General features: G+C 59.8%; 15 protein-coding genes, 1 tRNA gene and 1 other RNA gene. 5 read left to right on the top strand and 12 right to left on the bottom strand.

Annotated features, from left to right (window positions below):
- Window positions 1–198: 198 nt before the first annotated feature.
- Window positions 199–1,212, top strand: a complete 1,014-nt coding sequence (locus tag GPK39_RS06330) for an LPXTG cell wall anchor domain-containing protein (RefSeq protein WP_215674478.1) — start codon at window positions 199–201, stop codon at window positions 1,210–1,212.
- Between the two features lie 351 nt (window positions 1,213–1,563).
- Here the strand turns inward: GPK39_RS06330 and ffs are convergent.
- Together ffs and tadA are read right to left on the bottom strand one after the other, a co-directional pair.
- An RNA gene (gene ffs / locus GPK39_RS06325) (signal recognition particle sRNA small type) lies at window positions 1,564–1,659 on the bottom strand.
- A gap of 455 nt (window positions 1,660–2,114) precedes the next feature.
- A complete protein-coding gene (tadA, locus tag GPK39_RS06320; protein WP_215674476.1) occupies window positions 2,115–3,896 on the bottom strand; it encodes a tRNA adenosine(34) deaminase TadA in 1,782 nt (593 codons plus the stop codon).
- A gap of 51 nt (window positions 3,897–3,947) precedes the next feature.
- On the opposite strand from tadA, the gene GPK39_RS06315 reads away from it, so the two are divergent.
- A tRNA-Ser gene (locus GPK39_RS06315) sits at window positions 3,948–4,037 on the top strand.
- 2 nt (window positions 4,038–4,039) lie between these two features.
- Here the strand turns inward: GPK39_RS06315 and GPK39_RS06310 are convergent.
- The gene (locus GPK39_RS06310) at window positions 4,040–4,624 is read right to left on the bottom strand and encodes a TetR/AcrR family transcriptional regulator (protein WP_215674474.1); all 585 of its coding nucleotides are present in this window, start codon (window positions 4,622–4,624) and stop codon (window positions 4,040–4,042) included.
- 211 nt (window positions 4,625–4,835) lie between these two features.
- On the opposite strand from GPK39_RS06310, the gene GPK39_RS06305 reads away from it, so the two are divergent.
- On the top strand, window positions 4,836–5,387 hold the full coding sequence (locus tag GPK39_RS06305) for a LemA family protein (protein ID WP_082421874.1): 552 nt from the start codon (window positions 4,836–4,838) through the stop codon (window positions 5,385–5,387).
- Window positions 5,388–5,869: 482 nt separating this feature from the next.
- Here GPK39_RS06305 and GPK39_RS06300 read toward each other — a convergent pair whose 3' ends face one another.
- A complete protein-coding gene (locus GPK39_RS06300; RefSeq protein ID WP_215674472.1) occupies window positions 5,870–6,922 on the bottom strand; it encodes a branched-chain amino acid aminotransferase in 1,053 nt (350 codons plus the stop codon).
- A 289-nt stretch (window positions 6,923–7,211) separates the two neighbouring features.
- Window positions 7,212–7,859, bottom strand: coding sequence for a DedA family protein (locus tag GPK39_RS06295; RefSeq protein ID WP_117848562.1), 648 nt, complete (start codon window positions 7,857–7,859; stop codon window positions 7,212–7,214).
- Between the two features lie 223 nt (window positions 7,860–8,082).
- On the opposite strand from GPK39_RS06295, the gene cysE reads away from it, so the two are divergent.
- Window positions 8,083–8,787, top strand: coding sequence for a serine O-acetyltransferase (gene cysE, locus GPK39_RS06290; protein WP_118081701.1), 705 nt, complete (start codon window positions 8,083–8,085; stop codon window positions 8,785–8,787).
- Window positions 8,788–8,901: 114 nt separating this feature from the next.
- Here cysE and GPK39_RS06285 read toward each other — a convergent pair whose 3' ends face one another.
- The 4 genes from GPK39_RS06285 to GPK39_RS06270 form a co-directional block, all read right to left on the bottom strand.
- Window positions 8,902–10,908, bottom strand: a complete 2,007-nt coding sequence (locus GPK39_RS06285) for an ABC transporter ATP-binding protein (protein ID WP_215674470.1) — start codon at window positions 10,906–10,908, stop codon at window positions 8,902–8,904.
- 1 nt (window position 10,909) lies between these two features.
- Entirely contained in the window at window positions 10,910–12,634 is a 1,725-nt protein-coding gene (locus GPK39_RS06280; protein ID WP_215674468.1) for an ABC transporter ATP-binding protein, read from the bottom strand.
- A complete protein-coding gene (locus tag GPK39_RS06275; RefSeq protein WP_215674466.1) occupies window positions 12,634–13,134 on the bottom strand; it encodes a MarR family winged helix-turn-helix transcriptional regulator in 501 nt (166 codons plus the stop codon). Before GPK39_RS06275 ends, GPK39_RS06280 begins: the two co-directional genes overlap by 1 nt.
- Before the next feature lie 181 nt (window positions 13,135–13,315).
- Window positions 13,316–13,606 carry a hypothetical protein gene (locus tag GPK39_RS06270; protein ID WP_006235631.1) on the bottom strand — a complete coding sequence of 97 codons (291 nt, stop codon included), beginning with the start codon at window positions 13,604–13,606 and terminating at the stop codon, window positions 13,316–13,318.
- Between the two features lie 294 nt (window positions 13,607–13,900).
- On the opposite strand from GPK39_RS06270, the gene GPK39_RS06265 reads away from it, so the two are divergent.
- Window positions 13,901–14,422, top strand: a complete 522-nt coding sequence (locus GPK39_RS06265) for a nitroreductase family protein (RefSeq protein WP_022094369.1) — start codon at window positions 13,901–13,903, stop codon at window positions 14,420–14,422.
- 73 nt (window positions 14,423–14,495) lie between these two features.
- Here the strand turns inward: GPK39_RS06265 and GPK39_RS06260 are convergent, their stop codons facing one another.
- The 3 genes from GPK39_RS06260 to GPK39_RS06250 form a co-directional block, all read right to left on the bottom strand.
- On the bottom strand, window positions 14,496–15,071 hold the full coding sequence (locus GPK39_RS06260) for a hypothetical protein (RefSeq protein ID WP_215674464.1): 576 nt from the start codon (window positions 15,069–15,071) through the stop codon (window positions 14,496–14,498).
- An 84-nt stretch (window positions 15,072–15,155) separates the two neighbouring features.
- Window positions 15,156–16,373 (bottom strand): helix-turn-helix domain-containing protein, encoded by a 1,218-nt coding sequence (locus tag GPK39_RS06255; RefSeq protein ID WP_215674463.1) that lies wholly within the window; start codon window positions 16,371–16,373, stop codon window positions 15,156–15,158.
- A 267-nt stretch (window positions 16,374–16,640) separates the two neighbouring features.
- Window positions 16,641–17,675: a YeiH family protein gene (locus GPK39_RS06250; protein ID WP_215674461.1), complete on the bottom strand. Its 1,035-nt coding sequence runs from the start codon at window positions 17,673–17,675 to the stop codon at window positions 16,641–16,643.
- Between the last annotated feature and the right edge of the window lie 123 nt (window positions 17,676–17,798).

The raw sequence follows: 17,798 nt of genomic DNA, 5'->3' as shown, positions 1-17,798 counted from the left end.
CATCATCCACATTCAATTCGAACCATGATAGTACCGCCACCCCAAAAGAAGCGTAAACAACTCGTCATTTCTAATGGGATTCGGTTTCCAAAGAAGCGGAAAGGCACGCGCACACCCAGCCAGTGTCGGGTCGACCGCCTGATATACTTACATTAGTGCTACCAAGTTAGTCGCCGACCCTTGAAATGAGGTGCCGAGATGAACGACATTCTCGCAAGAAGAGCAAGACGAGCAACTGTGGGCATCGCCCTTTCCGCGGCACTTGTCGCGGGAATCGCCCCCGTAGCGGCGATCGCGGCAGAAACCAGCTCCCCCACCGGTGCAGTTGCCTTGCAGACGGAAGATGCGGCCGCCGCAAAAGAAAAAGCGTATGCAGCCATGCAGGAAGCGCTCAAAAACCTCGAGGCCGCAAAAGACGCCGCAAGTCCCGAGAAACTTGCGGAAATCGATGATGACATTGCCGCTTTTCAAGAGATCTACGACATGGTGGTGACGGAAGCCGCCAAACGGAGGGAACCCCTTCCCGCCATGCAAGCGAACGTCGATGCAGCCCAAGCCAAATACGATGAGGCCCACAACCGGACAAGCGGCCTTCAGGCAGAATTAGATAAGGCACTTGAAGCACTCGGCGACGAGGAGCCCAGCACAGCTATTAAGGAGCATATTAAGCAGTTGCGCATGGAGATCATGACGGCACAAAGGCGAGAAGAATCTTGTGAAGATGATCTTCACCGCTACCAACGCCGGCTCGAAAGCCAGGAAAAACAGGTTCAGTATTTCGAAAGTAAGGCAAAGGAAGCTAAAGCCCACATCGACGAGGACATAGCCAAGCGAAATGCGCTCCTTAGCGATTTGGAAAAGGCGCAAGCGGCCTATGACGACGCCTGCAAGGCATACGAAGAGGCGAAAGCCGCGGCAGACAAGGCCGCCTCACCCGAGATAACGCAACCGACCGAGACGACGCCTCCCTCCAACTCAGCGCAACCGGCCGAGACGGCACAGCCCGCCAGCTCGCCCGCGACCGGCAAAAATACCCCGCCAAGCTCCACCAAGCAGGCGAACTCGAGCAGCGGCAAGCAAGCAGATACGACCGCCGGCAAGCTCGCGAACACGGGCGACACAGCACCGAGCGCAATAGCACTCGCAGGAATCGCCGCCATGGGGCTCGGAATAACCGCCACAGCCACACGCCGCATCAGGAACTCAAAATAGCCGCCAACGGCTATTGGCTCCGCCAATCCACAAGTCCAGAGACAAAATGAGGTCCGTTTCCCCAACCCAGGGAAACGGGCCTCTTTAACTGCAAAAATTCAAGCAACAGCACCGCCGCCTCTTGAACCACGTAGCCATCAATGCCCAGACAACGCCAGCAAGCCGCATTCCGCAAGGGATAGATTAAATTAGATAAACGCGCCTTTACGGGTGATTTTTGGACGACGGGGCCCGGCCGGCGGCGAGGTGTTTGGTAGTCGAGCGATCCCGCAGGCAAAGCCGAGGACCAGCGAGACACCAAACAGCCCGCCGGCACCGGGACCGCATCGCGGCACCAAAAAAGCGCCCGTGCGCTCGATGGATTCGGATGCCCGACAGAGGCTCCTTATGGCTGCTTCCTTCCGGACCTGACCAGATTCGGAACATGTCGTCATCCGAACCCATCGAACGCGCTAGGCGCTCGGTATATCTTACCTGCTCCCGCCCGCCAGAGCAAGGTAGCTAATTTGGGACGGAGCTTTTTTGACTACTTTTGCAGCCCGATTGCCAGAGCAGCCAATGAGTAGTCAAAATAGTCCCATCCCAAAATGACCGGCTTGGTGCCGCACCACAGAAAGGGCCCATCTACTACGTTTAGGCCACAGGGGTCAACCATAGCCGACTTTTTCGAAAATCGGCAAGCTTTCTACCTGCGGTTTTGTTTTTGCAAATTCCGGGATGGTCGAAGGTGGCCGGTTTAACGTAGTAGATGGCCGCATTTCGTGGCAAACGGTCCGACCCAAGACCCAAGGCAGCCAACCTCGAATGACCATTCTCGAAGTTGCGGTGGAATACGGACTGAATTGGCACCTTAAAGGCAAAAACACTCCGTATTTCACCGCAACTTATCGAGGGGATGGGTTTTAGATACGGCCAAGGTCGTAGGATCGAGCGGCCGCTTCACCGGCGCAGATGAGGTTGGTTGTGGCTTCTTGCGGATCGAGTGCCTGTTCCAGGTCCATGGGCTTGCGGCAGATTGGAAGCACCAAGTCGATGCCCTGCACACACACCGCATCCAGGTTGTCAGCGCGACCACCCACGACGGCGACCACCGGTTTGCCATATCGCTTGGCGCGGCGAGCCACACCAACCGGCGCCTTACCGGCGGCGGATTGCTCATCCATATTGCCCTCGCCTGTAATGACCAGGTCGACATCGCGCACGCGCTCGTCAAACCCCACGAGATCGAGCACCGTCTCCACACCCGAGCGTAGCTCCGCGCCGAGCGCCAGCAACGCCGCGCCCAAGCCACCGGCAGCGCCCGCGCCGGGCACGCCAAGCACCGAGCCAAATGTCCGTGCGTTCTCGGGTGTGCGCAACAATCCCTGGGCTCGCGCCTCGAAAATTGCCGCATCGAGCAGGCGACCGTAGCCGACCATCCAGCCGTCGTATCTGCGCAGCACCTCGACATCATCCGCCGGCAGGCCCTTCTGCCCGCCAAACACCGCCAGTGCGCCTCGACGCCCCACGAGCGGATTCTCGACATCGGAAAGCACAACGATACGAATATCATCCAAAGCCTGCAGTGCTGGCGCCAAATCGACGCTCGCCACCTGCTCAAGGCCGGCAAGACCGGGGGCGACATCGCAGCCCTGATCATCGACCACACGCGCGCCCAGCGCCTGCAGCATACCGGCGCCGCCATCGTTGGTGGCGCTGCCGCCCAAACCAATATAGATAGTCTTTGCGCCCACGCGAACCGCGCGAAGCATGAGCTCGCCCACGCCATAGGTTGTAGCAGCCAGCGCCGACGACTCCGTGCAAGGTGAATACCCGATGCCTGCGGCTTCGGCCATCTCAATAACAGCCGACTCGTGCTCGATATCAACCAGCATCCGGGCAGACGTGCGCTTGCCCAAGGGACCTGCCACCTCGCAGGTCACAATCTCACCGCCGCACGCGGCGATAGCATCGAGCGTTCCCTCGCCGCCATCTGCCAGCGGCAATACGCACACCTCGACATCGGACCACACACGGCGCATGCCCTCGGCAACCGCCGCCTCCGCCTGCGCGCTCGGCACGCTGCCCTTAAAGGAGTCGATCGCCAACAGCACACGGCGGGGCCGGCGGCACGCAGGACCAAAGTCAACCGCCGTGCCAGCATCCTCACCGGCACCTGCAAGCGCTGCGGCGTGAGCGGCGTGCGCGTCAAGATCGGCCCCACAACCGCAACCAGCGCCGCCCGCCCCGCGCAGACCGCCAAAATAGCTACTCAGCAGCTCGCGGCATTCGTCCGCCAGGACCCCAGCCGTCACGTTAAACCGATGATTCAGGCGCGAGTCGGCATTCAAATCGTATAGGGATCCCAACGCGCCCGCCTTGGCGTCGCTCGCGCCATACACGCAGCGCCCCACGCGCGCGTTAACCATAAGGCCTGCGCACATGCAGCAGGGTTCCAACGTCACATAGACCGTACAGTCGGAAAGGCGCCAGCGACCGAGCGACCGAGCGGCAGCACACAGGGCCGCAAACTCGGCATGAGCCGAAGGATCCTGGTCGAGCTCGCGCCGATTGTGCGCCCTCGCGACGATCTCACCGTCGCGCACCACTACGGCTCCAATGGGCACCTCGCCCACCGCCGCGGCGACTCGCGCCTCCGCCAACGCCTCGCGCATGAACTTCTCGTCGATTTCGGTGATCGTCATCGTTCGCCTTCCCTGTTGCAAATTCAAAACGATGCTATCATTACGACTCACGGAGAGATGGCAGAGCGGTTGAATGCGGCGGTCTTGAAAACCGTTGAGCGCGAGAGCGTTCCGGGGGTTCGAATCCCCCTCTCTCCGCCACTTTAGTGATTCACCGGTGTCATGGTCCGCTCAAACAACGCATCGACCACGTCGGCTATCTCAGGTCGACGCTCAAGATCGTGGCCTGATTCCCACCATATCGTGAAAAGACGAATAATACCGCCGGCGACAAACTCGGACGTCGTCTCGAGTGACACGGGGGCCAGGGCATCCTCGGCAAGCAGGTTCATCACACGCTCGCGGATGGAGCGGGCAATGCGGTCGCAAATAACGTTGGTCAACATGCCCGACATGCTGCTTGCCAAAATGTTATCCATGAGCCGCTCGTGCGTCAGAATCAAATCCATAGCATCGTCCAAAATCGCGTGCCGAAGCGCGCGCACGTCCTCGGCAGACACTGCGCCGGCCTCATCGGGCTGTTTTTGCGGCAAGCCCGACATGAGCTCATCGATATAAAAGGCAAAGTAATCGTTCTTGTCGCGAAAGTGCTTGTAGAACGTCGTGCGGCGAATCATGGCGCGGTCGCATAGCATGGCAACCGTCAGGTCCTCAAAACGATGCTCCTCGAGAAGCTCGGTGAAGGCATCGAAAAGGGCGCGGTAGGTTTTCTTAATGCGAAGGTCCACTGGTATCGCCATCCTCAGGGCAAAGACAACACTCGTCAATCTGTCGCATATCTTACACCTGTACCTCGCGCGCTTTGCCCCGGTGCCGACCCCGCCGAAAACACAACGCTTACCGGAAAGTTCGGCACGGTAAAACGTTGCGGGTATACTAGTAGCGTTATACCAACGGCAGCTGGCGCATGCCGCCGCGGCCATTCGAAACGGAGACATCATGATTACCGTCATCATCGGCATCGTTGTTGTCATTGTGATTGTCTGCGCCATCGCCGGCATCTACAACAACATGGTCACCAAGCGTAACCGCATCGATAACGCCTGGCAGAACATCGATACGCAGCTGCAGCGCCGTAACGACCTGATCCCCAACCTGGTCGAAACCGTCAAGGGCTACGCCAAGCACGAGCAGGAGACGCTCTCCGCCGTGATCAGCGCGCGTAACACCGCCGTCAAGGCCACCACGCCCGAGGCCAAGATGGAAGCCGACAACGTGCTGACCGGTGCGCTGCGTCAGCTCTTCGCCGTAGCCGAGGCCTATCCCGATCTTAAGGCAAACACCAACTTTACGCAGCTGCAGGCATCGCTCGAGGATACCGAGAACAAGATTAGCTATGCACGCCAGAGCTACAACGATTGCGTGCTCAGCTACAATAACGCCATTCAGACGTTCCCGGCTGTCATCTTTGCCGGCATCTTCCAGTTTAAGGAGCGCCAGGGCTTCGAGGCCGCCGAAGCAGCCCGTCAGGCCCCGACCGTCAAGTTCTAGTAGTTTGGCAGCGCATCCTTAATCGGCCAAATGCATAAACTGCCCCGTCGAATGCATACTTCGACGGGGCAGTTTCCTTTTTCGCGAAGGTCCCCCTCTAAGCGCCGTGCATTTTTAGGAGTATTCAACATAACCAAGAGCTTCGGGCGCCACGATAAGTGCCAAAGGCCGCGAATATCCCTGCAAATCAAACGCTGCCAGCCCATAACCCCGCCCATCATCCGTAGAAAACATCGAGAACTCCCGATTTTTTGCCCGAGGTCGGTATGCAGGGGCCTTCGATTGCAGAATACTCGCAAAAATGCACGTCGCCACCACCCCCACATGGCGCGAACCAAAACAAAAGCGCGACCTTCCTTTCCGGCGCACTCCGCAGGACGAAAGAACCCCCGCCGCACGAAGTGCGCAGCGGGGGCTCTTTCATGTCCGAGGACGCGCCGGAAAGGAAGGTGCCCTCGGGCCGGACATATCCGTAAGACAGATTACGCGACGGTGTAAACCCAGTTGTGCTTATCCTCGACAGCACCAGACTGGATACCAGTCAGGGTCTCGCGGAGCTTCTTCATCACAGGCCCGATCTCGGTGTAGCCAGCCGGGAAGGTCACGGTCTCGTCGGCGCCGTAAACCTTGTTGTCGATCTCGCCAACCGGGGAGATGACGGCAGCGGTGCCGCACAGGCCGCACTCCACAAAGGTGCCGGCCTTGACCTCGGCCCACTCGACGGGGCGCTGATCGACGGTCATACCCAGGTCCTGAGCGACCTGAACGAGCGAACGACGGGTGATGGAGGGCAGAATGGAGTCGGTGTGCGACTGCGGAACGACGAGCGTGCCGTCCTCCTTCACGAACAGGACGTTGGCGCCGCCGGTCTCCTCGACATAGGTGCGGGACTCGGAGTCGAGATACAGGTTCTCGGCATAGCCCTCGCGATGGGCCTCCATCGTGGGCTTAAGGGACATGGCGTAGTTCAGGCCGGCCTTGATGTTGCCGGTGCCGTGCGGTGCGGCACGGTCATACTCGGAAACGCGCAGCTTGACGGGCTTGAGGCCACCCTTAAAGTACGGACCGACCGGGGTCACGAGAATGCGGAACGTGTACTCAGGAGCGGGAGCCACGCCGATCACGTCACCGGAGCCGATCATAAACGGACGCACGTACAGGGTCGCGCCGGAACCGAAGGGCGGAACCCAGGCGGCGTTGGCAGAAACGACCTGCTTGACGGCCTCAACAAACTTGTCCTTGGGGAACGGGGGCATCTCGAGGCGCTGCGCAGAGTTGTACATACGCTCGGCGTTCATGTCGGGGCGGAAGCAGACGATGCTGCCGTGCTCGGCGGTGTAGGCCTTCAGGCCCTCAAAGACCTCCTGGCAGTAATGGAAGATGCCACCGCACTCGGAAACGTGCAGGGTGTGGTCGGTGGTCAGGCCGCCCTCGTCCCACTCGCCATCCTTCCAATGGGCCTCGTAGCTGTAATCGGTCTTCATGTAGCCAAAGCCGAGGCTACCCCAATCGATATCCTTCTTCTCGACAGTCATATGTCGCTCCTTACATACACAGTTGCATACTCGCGAACTCGCACGCAAGGACCGAGGCCGACCGCGTCGCAACGTCGCACGCCCGGAGCGTAGAGCCGGACGGGACACGCGAACGGCATCAAAGCCGATGGCACGTCGATTCGCATGCACGAGATTGTACTCCCCGTACGCGTCTGATAAAACGCTTTTCTTTAACTAAGTAAAGTATTTTCATTTGACCGAAACTAAAGAGGCCCGCCACCGTAAGCGGTGACGGGCCTCAACTGCACGGTTTGCGCGCTGGCTCGAGCTACGCGTTCTTTTTGCCCAGCTTAGCCTTAACCAGACCGACCACGGTCGGGATGATCGACACGGCAACGATGCCAACGATTAGCAACTCAAAGTGCTCCTGCACAAAGGGGATGCCGCCAAAGAAGTAGCCCAGCAGTGTAAAGAGCGTCGACCAGGTAATGCCACCCAGCACGTTAAAGATGACAAAGTTGCGCCAGTGCATGCCGCCCATGCCGGCGATAAAGGGCACAAAGGTGCGGATAAACGGGAAGAAGCGGCCCAGGAAGATGGCCAGGTGACCCCACTTGTCCAAGAAATCCTCGGACTTTTTGATGCGCTCGGGCGTCATGGCCTTGACCTTGCCCGAAGCGATAATCTTTTTGCCAAAGAAGTGACCGATCATAAAGTTGCACTGATCGCCCAAAATGGCAGCGGCCCATGCGGTGGCCAGAAGCGCCACAATGTTAAAGCCGCCATTGTGGGCAAAGAAACCCGAGGCGAACAGCAGCGAATCACCGGGAAGGAACGGGAAGAACACCACGCCCGTCTCGATAAAGATGATCAGGAACACGCAGCCGTAGGCCATAAGCGGGCCGGCGGCGATCCAGCTGGCGATCGCGGTGCGCGGGTCCTTAAGCAGCTCGGCAATAAAATTGATGAAACCCATGAAGTAAAACCTCTCAGTTGTGGGCGCGGATACGTCCAAGTTGACCAGTATACGGTTGCGGTGCCCCCTCGTGCGCAACCCCACAAAAGCATGACTCCATTACCAGCAAGTTTGCATAACTGACACCTGTCGCGCAATGCCGCCAAGATTGTCCTTCCTAATCCCTAGCGAATCGCTATACTTTATTGAATCGCATTGCCATGGCGCTAAGGGAGGGCGGCCGGTGAGCTTTATCAATACCATTCGCGAGGACATCAAGACCGTCCAAGCGCAGGACCCCGCCGCGCAAAACGGTCTGGTCATCTTCCTTTCCTATCCTGGCCTGCACGCCAAGTGGAACCACGTGCCCGAGCACTGGCTCTGGGAGCATGGACATCGCTCGCTCGCCCGCGTGCTCTCGCAGCTCACCCGTCATATCACCGGCGTCGAGATTCATCCCGCCGCACAGATCGGCAAGCACTTCTTTATCGACCACGCCATGGGCGTCGTCATCGGCGAGACCACCATTGTGGGCGACAACTGCGTGCTCTATCAGGGCGTCACGCTCGGAGGCACCGGCAACGAGACCGGCAAGCGCCACCCCACCCTGGGCAACAACGTCACCGTGGGCACGGGCGCCAAGGTGCTCGGCAACATTCGCATCGGCAACAACGTCAAAATCGGCGGCAACTCGGTCGTCGTTAAGGACGTGCCCGACAACTGCACCGTCGTGGGCGTGCCGGGACGCATCATCAAGCGCAACGGCTGCCGCGTGTTCGAGGAGAGCTTCGATGCCAAGCAGCATCGCGAGTACATGCCCGACGACGCCGCCGAGCAGTCCGCGCTCAACCGCCAAGGCATCACCGAGAACGCCCGCCGCGTCAAAGAACTCGAGCGAGAGGTGGCCGAGCTCAAGGCCCTCGTCGCCAAGCTCGTGGACGAGCGCTAGGAACGCAAGCGGCACAAAACGACATCGGCATCAACGCAAGAAGGCGCGCCAGGGAATTCATCCCCGGCGCGCCTTTCTTTTTGATGTGACATGCGGGACTGTCCCTTTGCCACATTATGCGAACTGACTCAGATAGAGGTCGGCATAAGCGCCCTCGGCTGCGAGCAGCTCCTTATGCGTGCCCTGCTCGATAATGTTGCCGTGGTCCATGACCAAGATCAGGTCGGCGTCCACGATCGTCGACAGACGGTGCGCGATCACAAAGCTCGTGCGCCCGCGCATAAGCGCATCCATGGCACGGCCGATGGCAAGCTCGGTACGCGTGTCCACGCTTGAGGTCGCCTCGTCCAGAATGAGAATCGCCGGGTTGTTGAGCAGCACGCGTGCGATGGTCAGCAGCTGACGCTGGCCCTGGCTGATGCTTTCGGCATCGTTGGCCACGCGCGTGTCGTAGCCCTGCGGCATGGTGCGCACAAAGAAGTCGACCTGCGCGGCGCGTGCGGCCGCCACGATCTCCTCGCGCGTCGCCTCGGGGCAGCCATAGGCGATGTTCTCGGCAATCGTTCCGTCGAACAGCCAGGCGTCCTGCAACACCATGCCAAACTGCTGGCGCAGCTCGCCGCGGTCCATACGGCTCGTGTCCACGCCGTCGAGCGTAATACGCCCGCCGTCAATCTCGTAGAAGCGCATGAGCAGGTTGATGAGCGTGGTTTTACCCGCGCCCGTGGTCCCCACCACGGCAATCTTCTGGCCCGGCTCGGCGGTAAACGACACGTCGCGCATAAGCGGCTTGTCGGGCGAATAACCAAAGCGCACATGCTCAAAGGAGACGCGGCCCTCCACGCGACCCGGCAGCTTGGCGGCCTTGTCCGGCAGCGGATCGGCCTCCATCTCGGGCTCATCGAGCAGGTCGAACACGCGCTCTGCACTCGCCAGCGCACTCTGCAGCGAGTTGAAGGTAAACGACAACTGCGTCATGGGCTCGGACGCCTCGTAGATAAACTGGAAGAACGCCTGGAACACGCCGACGGTCATGTGACCGGCAACCAGCATACTGCAGCCCACAAGCGCAATAACGATCTGCGCCAAACGGCCGATAAAGCGCACCGCGGGGCCGACAGCATTGATCATAAAGTCGGCCTTGGTGCTCACACGAGCCAGTTCCTTCGAAGCCTCGTGCACCTCAGCGGAGCTCTGACGTTCGCGGTTAAACGCGCGGATCACCAGACGGCCCGAATAGCCTTCCTCGACCGCACTCGTAATCTTGGACACCCACTCCTGGCGCTCGCCCGTCACATCGTGTGTGCGGCACGAGACGACCTTCGTCACCAGCAGCGACAGTGCCGTAAAGAACAGAAAGACGAGCGTAAGCTGCACGCTGAACACGAACATCACGCTCACAGCACCAACAACCGTGCCGATCGACACGAGCAGCTGCAGCAATCCGCGCTGCATGCTCTCGGACATCTTGTCCAGGTCGTTGGTCGCGCGGCTGACGACCTCGCCGGGACGATGCGCGTCAAAATAGGCGAGCGGCAGACGGTTGAGCTTTTGCGCGATGCGGTTGCGCAGGCACAGATTGAGGCGTTCGGCCACGCTCGACATCAAAAAGCTCTGGAGCGCGTAGAACGAGGCGGCGGCCGTCCAAATCAAAAAGTAGATGAAGATAGTCCTGCCGCAGTTCTCCCAGGTGATGCTGAAGGTGGCGTTGTTGACAAACGCTACCTGAATGTGACCCCACAGCTCATCGATCACGCGGGCGCTATATGCCGGCGCGGCAGTGTTAAAGATGACATAGAACACAATGCTCGCGAACACGATATAGAAGCGCCAATGGTCGCCGGCAGCCTCACTCCACAGGCGGCGCACCGTCGCCCAGGTATCCCGAGGTGTCTCGTCCTCGTCTTCGTCGTCCACGTCGCGCATACGCTCTGCCTCGGCGCGGGCGCGCTCGTCCTCGGCACGTTCGTTTTCCTCGTAGAGCGCTTGGCGGCGAGCCTCGCGCTCGGCTGCAGCCTTGGCGGCGTCATCCAGCTCGGTCGACGCGGCAGCCGTTTCCTCGACCAGTCCCGCGGCAACGGCGTCATCAACGCCGCCCTGCTTCTTGAGCTCCTCGGTCATGCTACTCACCTCCCTTCATCTGCGATTCCGCGATGGCGCGGTACACCTCGCAGGTTTCCATAAGCTCGCTATGCGTGCCCAAGCCCACAATCTCGCCGTCCTTGAGCACGACAATCTGGTCGGCGTGCAGAATCGTCGAGATGCGCTGCGCGATGATGAGCACCGCGGCATCGCGCGTCTCGTCTTGCAATGCATGGCGCAGGGCCGCATCGGTCTTAAAGTCCAGGGCCGAAAAACTGTCATCGAAGATGTACAAATCGGCCTGCTTCATGAGCGCGCGAGCAATGGCCAGACGCTGGCGCTGACCACCCGAGAAGTTCGTACCGCCCTGGGCAACCGGGGTATCGAGCCCCTGCGGTTGGTCGAGTACAAAGGTGCTCTGGGCAACCTCAAGCGCGTGAAGCATGTCGCCCTCGGTCGCGCCTTCGTTACCAAAGCGAAGGTTGCTCGCCACCGTGCCCGAGAACAGCCACGCCTTCTGCGGCACATAGGCAATGCGCCCGCGGATTTCGTCTTGCGTAAGCTCGCGCAGGTCCACACCATTCAGGCGAATGGAGCCCTTGGTGGCATCGTGGAAACGCAGCAGAAGCTTTGCCACCGTCGATTTGCCCGAGCCTGTCGAGCCAACGATCGCAGTCGTCTGACCGCGACGGCAGGAAAAGCTCAGGTCGCACAGGGTGTCCTCGTCGGCATCGTCAAAGCGAAACGACATGTGATCGAACACGGCAACCGCATCGGCCCCGTCCTTTGAGTCGGACGCGGCCGCATCAAGCGTACGCTGGCCATCGACGATACTCGGCTCAATCTCCAACACCTGCTGCGCACGGTTCAGGCACGCGGCAGCACGCGGAAGCGTCAGCACCACCATCTGGGCCATCATCACAAAGAACAGGATCAGAATTGCATACTCCAGCACCGCCGAGATACTCGCAATCTGCATGGCGTGGGCACCTACGCGGTTGCCGCCCACCCACAGCACCGCCACCTCGGCGATGTTCATCAAAAAGAAGCTTGAGCTGTCGAGGCCCACAAACAGGTGGTTGACTTTGATGGCGTTGGCGGCGTATTCGCTAAACACCTCGTCCAGACGCCGTTCCTCGTGGCGCTCCTTGTTAAACGCACGGATGACGCGCACGCCCACAATATTCTCGCGCAGCACCACGTTCATGCGGTCGATAAAGCCCTGTAGGCGCATAAAAATCGGCGCCGCGTTGGCAACCGTAAAGACCGCCGCCACCAGCACAATCGCAACGACTACGCCCAGAAGCGTGCCCATGGCGGGATCGATAAACCAGGCGAAGATGATGCCCGCCACAGCCAAAAACGGCACGGGCAGCACCAGCTGAATCGTCTGCAGAATCGCCTGCTGAATCACGTTGATGTCGTTGAGCGAGCGCGTGATCATCGATCCGGTGCCAAAGCGCTCAAAATCGCTGGCCGCGAGCTCGAGCGATTTGTCGTACACGGCATTGCGGATATCGCAAGCCACGTTGGCGGCCAGGCGCGCCGAAAGATAGCAGCCCAGCACCGTGCCGCCGCTAGCCATGCTGGTCGCGATAAACATGTATAGGCCGTTGCGTAAAATGTAGTCGACATCGCCCGTGGTAATACCGGTGTTGACCATGTTCGCCAGCATCGTGGGAACCAACAGCGTACCGACGTTATCCACCAGCAGCACCAGCAGCGTCACTGCGACAAGCCCTCGATATGGCTTTAGAAACCTCATTAACAGTCGCACGACTCCCCCTCACCTTGATTCTCGGCTTGGCTCTCGGCAGCGATATGCTGCTTAAAGGCATCGCACTCATCGCCGAGCACCTGAGAGAATTTGCCGATCAAGCGCATAATCTCGCGCTGCTCACACGGCTCAAGCGCGCCAAAGGCTCGCTGCTCGGCCTTGAGTGCCGGCAGCGCATAACGCTCGGCAAATCGCCTGCCCTCTTCGGTCAGGCTCACAACCTTGTTCTTACGACTGCCTTCGGCAAACTCCAACGTTGCGAAACCCCGCGCCGTCAAGGTTTTAATTGCCGAGTTGATGGTCTGCTTGCTGTAGAACCATTCGCTTGTCAGACGGCTTACGGCAATACTGCCGCCCGCCGTGCTGGTGTCGACGAGCATCCAATAGGCGCAGTCCGAAAGGCCGCAGGCGCGCGAGAACTCCGAATAGATATGGTCGAGTCCATTGATCAACCGGTCGAAGTCGACCAGCGCAACCGCACTATTCATCTATCCCACCATTCGATTGTCCGATTTTTGACCAATTATGTGTCTCTAGATTAGTCCGAGTTTTGACTATCGTCAACAGGCTTTCCGCGAATGCGTGCATTTTTATGGCCTATCGGCAGAAAAAGACCGCCGGCGCGGGGGCGGCGCCAGCGGTCACGTGAAAATCGGGTTTTATTGCCTGTTAAGCGGCGACGGCCTCATAGACCGTAGCGCCCGAGAAGCTGTCATGCAGGCTCTTGCCGGCAATCCACGGCAGCTCGACGACCTCGCAGACCGTGTTGACCAGCTCGGAGCAGTCAGTAAAGTGGCCCTTGTCGTTGAGGGCCTCGCAATCCTGAACACGCCAATAGCCATCGGTGTGCGTGATGTAGTACTCGTGATCGTTGATCGACACGAAAGCGCGCGTCTTGGAACGCAGCAGCTTCAGAAATCCTTCGAAGTCGGTCTCGACGACATCTCCAGCCTGGAACATGATGTTACCTCCTGGCCCGGCGCCACCATGGCGCGTTGATAAACGTTGGTGCTCCTTTAGTAAAACCTTTATCAGAGGTTATGCGTTCGTCATTTAGGCAAGTGGTAAAAAACCGCAGGGTAGACGGGATAAAACGTTTAACCATCCCATTTGTTTGTCACATTCTGAAGGTACTTTTATGCAAACCCACTTTCCCAATTGGAATCCATCCTTTTGGCCGGGCAATTGACCGTCTATCGTTTGAGCCCGACGGGTATGAACGTGGCATCTGCAACGCCACCGCAAGGAGACACCATGGAGACCATCGAAGCGCTCATTCACCGCCGCAGCTGCCGCAACTACAGCGATCGTCCCGTCGAGGCCGAAAAGCTTGCGCGTATTATCGAAGCCGGCCAATATGCACCGAGCGGCATGGGCCGCCAACCGGTGACGTTTGTCGCCGTCACCGACCCCGCGACCGTCGAGCGTCTCTCACAGCTCAACGCCCAGGTCATGGGCAGCAACAGCGACCCCTTCTATGGCGCCAAGACCGTTGTGGTGGTGCTGGTTGACCGCAGCGTGCCCACACATCTGGAAGACGGCTCGCTCGCCATGGGCAACCTGCTCAACGCCGCCTATGCACTGGGTGTCGATTCGTGCTGGATTCACCGCGCGCATGAGGTCTTTGACTCGCCCGAGGGCCTGGAGCTGCTGGCCAGCTGGGGCCTGCCCGCCGACGGCAGCCTGCGCGGTGTCGGTAACTGCATTCTTGGCTACGCCGAGGACACGCTACCCGAGGCAAAGCCGCGCCGCGACAACGTGGTGTACGTAAAGTAATTAGTTCCGCCGTTCTACCGAACGGCGGACCCGCTGAAAGGCCCCGTCCCAAATTTGCTGCCCCACTCGCAACTTATCCCGCCGATGGAGTTGTTGCCGTTTCATTTGCCTGGGCCGTTTCGGCGTCGTCGCCTTGCTTGTCTTCGTCCTTTTGCGCATCGGCGATGGTGGAGGCCGCCGCAACGATACCACGCTGGGGCGCGACGCCCGTCTGGGTCTGAGCGCCCTCGACAACTTCTGTACCTGCATGCGCGAGCTCGGGCGATTTAAACACTGCGTCCAAGTTGGCGCCACCGCCGGCATAGCCAAGCGCGGCGAGTGCGATGACGATCACTGCAACGACGACCGCGATCGGAACATAACGGTGCCAACCAGCCGGATTGAGCCCACTGCGGCGAGCCGCCCCGCGGCTGATGTAACCGAGCGTTCCGTCGTGCTTGAGCTTTGAGCCCACCACGCGTTTGCGGCCCCACAGTGAGGACTCTGCCTGCATTGCCAAGCGGGCGCTTGCCGAAGGATAGCCATATTTAGTGCGCTTGAACGAGCCATCAAACCCCGAGGCGTGTTTGCCCCACGTCACCGATGTCGTGCGTCGGTTGACCGGCGCGGCGCTCCGCCTTCTGCGGCTCGGTTTTGAAGTCTCAGCCATATGCCCTCGCACGCCGTAACCAAATCGAAACAATAACGCTTTGGACTGTAGCACACGCGTCGCGCGCGGTCACGGGCGCCTCGCTCAACGGTCATCGTCCTTCAGCAAGCGCCACAGCGTTGTACGGCTTATGCCCAGCACCTCCGCCGCACGGGTTCGGTTGCCGTGGAGATGGTCTACAACCAGATGCGCGATATCTCGCTCGGTATCGGCCAGCGGTCGCAGGATATACAGGTCACTTTCGAGCGTCGGGGCGCCAAAGGTTGCGGTCTTAATCACGTCCTCTTGGGCGAGCACTTCCTCCGCCACAGCTCGGTCCACCGTGCCCGCCCCCACCAAAATATACAGTCGTTCCGAGACCTCGCGGAGCTGCAGATAATTGCGCGGCCAGCGGTAAGCATCGAGCGTCTTCGTCGCCGCGGCAGACAGCGTGGGCGCTGCCGTCCCAAATGCATCAGCGAGATATTCCAAATAGCGCGCAACCTTCGTCGACGCGGCTCCCTGCTCGGCGATTGCCGGCGCCACGCTCACCGCACAGGCGAAGCGCTCGGTCACAAAGGCGGCTTGATCACTTTCGCCGCCGCCCGGCATGTCATTCGCCGTCAGCACCACATGGCAGCGCGTCGCCAACGCGGTGTCGGCCATCGTGGAAACGAGCTCGCGGAGGCGCTGGGGGCCAACCGCGTTCCAGCCCTCAATGCAAAGGGTCAGCCCCGTTTGGAACAGCGGCGATTCGGAGCTTTTGAGCATATGGCGCCAACCGCGGTCGGTGAGTTCATCGAGCGCGACGGAAACAAAGGGCTGATCGGCAAAAGGACCGTCCAGATAGAGGCGCTTGGCGATCTCGACCTGACCCGCTCCCAGCTCGCCCTCGAGCATAAGGGGCACACCGCGCGCGTAGCTCTCGGCAACCGGTGCAGCCACCGCAGCGGCACCCTCAACGATGCCGTACGCGCTCGATTCGTAGCGGGCCTCAACTTCGTCGGCGTTGAGCCACTCGATGCCCGCATGCGCCGCGGCACCGCGCACCTCGCGGACCACGACGACCCAAAGGCCCCCGCCCTCTTTGTCGGTGGGGCGAACGGTCAGGCTCAGGCGCGTACCCTCACGCCCCATAACCAGACGCGCGCCGTCTCCTATACGGTCGAGGCGCTCAGCGACAAAAGTCGCCACACCCCGCTCAAGCGCCGCGTCATTCATGGTCGAGATCGCGACGTCCCCACGCGCATCGATTGCCAATGCCGAGGCCCCGGCAGCAGCTAGGGCATCGGTCAAGATGTTCAGCTTGGCATCGCTATCCATGATTTGCCCCCTGTCCGCAGCGACGTGCAACCGCCGACGGTCGCACGACCGAGTGTTTCAAAATTGAACGATATTGCTCACCAAACACTATAGGGCAGAAAGCGCCGTCCTGCGAGTATAGGTGTTGCCCCGCATCGCCATCCTGGCGGGGCGATAAGAGCTCTTCGGGACTTATAAACCTGCGGACAAGCCATACCCGCAAGAGCTCCTATCGCTCCACCGTGAGAATGCGCTCACCAACACGCAGCACGCAAACAAGCTACTTCTCTACCAGATTCCCAGCACGTGCTGCATTCCCAAACTCATGCACGCAATGCCAATCCAGCAGCAAAAGCCCAGCGCGATGGGCTTGCCGCCCTTTTTGACCAGCTCGACGATATCGGTATTAAAACCAATAGCCGCCATGGCCATCACAATAAAGAACTTCGACAGCTCCTTGATGGGCGCCGTGATGGACACAGGAAGCTGAAACACCGTGGTGATCACGCTCGCCAGCACAAAGAACAGCACAAACATGGGAAACGCGCGTTTAAGCGAGAACGTGCTCTTAGCGTCGCCACCGGCCTTGCGTGCCAGATGCATCTGCCAGCATGCGAGGACCAACGTGATGGGAATAATGGCCAGCGTCCTGGTGAGCTTGACCACTGTGGCGCTCTCGAGCACATTGGCGCCGGGATGCATGCTGTCCCAAGCGCTCGCCGCAGCCGTTACGGACGAGGTGTCGTTGATGGCGGTACCGGCAAACAGGCCAAAGCCCTCGTTGGTCAGCCCGAGCATGCCGCCGAGCGTTGGAAACACGAGCGCCGCGATAACGTTAAACAGGAAGATGACCGAAATAGCCTGGGCAATCTCGCGATCGTCGGCATCGATGACGGGCGCGGTCGCGGCGATGGCAGAACCGCCGCAAATCGACGAACCCACACCCACAAGCGTCGCGATCTTGCCCGGCACGTTCATAACGCGGCAGAGCACAAAGGCGATGACAAGCGAGGTCGAGATTGTTGCCACGATAATCGGTAGCGACTGGGCGCCCTTGGACAGAATCTGGGAGAGGTTCATGCCAAAGCCAAGCAGGATAACCGCGTACTGCAAGACTTTTTTGGACGTATAGGTAACGCCGGCGGTGAGCTGTTCGCGACGATTCTTGGGAAAGACGAGCGCCAGGACCATGCCAAAGAGGATGGCAAACACCGGACCGCCGACCACCTCAATTTGTTTGCCGAGCAACGTCGCGGGAATGGCGATGATCAGGCAGAACAAGACGCCTTTCCAGCGCTCGCGTACGATGTTTGCCAGTTGCATATGGGATTCCTTCTTTCTATTTCACGTTTGCGACGGCTTATGATACGGCAACATTGAGCGCAGCCTTGCGCAAACACAGACTAAGATGCCGCAATAGTTCTCAGGCAACAGCCGAATTACCCA

The organism is Collinsella aerofaciens (assembly GCF_018785245.1).
GTDB classification, from domain to species: Bacteria; Actinomycetota; Coriobacteriia; order Coriobacteriales; family Coriobacteriaceae; genus Collinsella; species Collinsella aerofaciens_AD.
The sequence above is the reverse complement of the archived record's forward strand: the minus strand, read 5'-3'. Positions and strand labels throughout refer to the sequence as shown.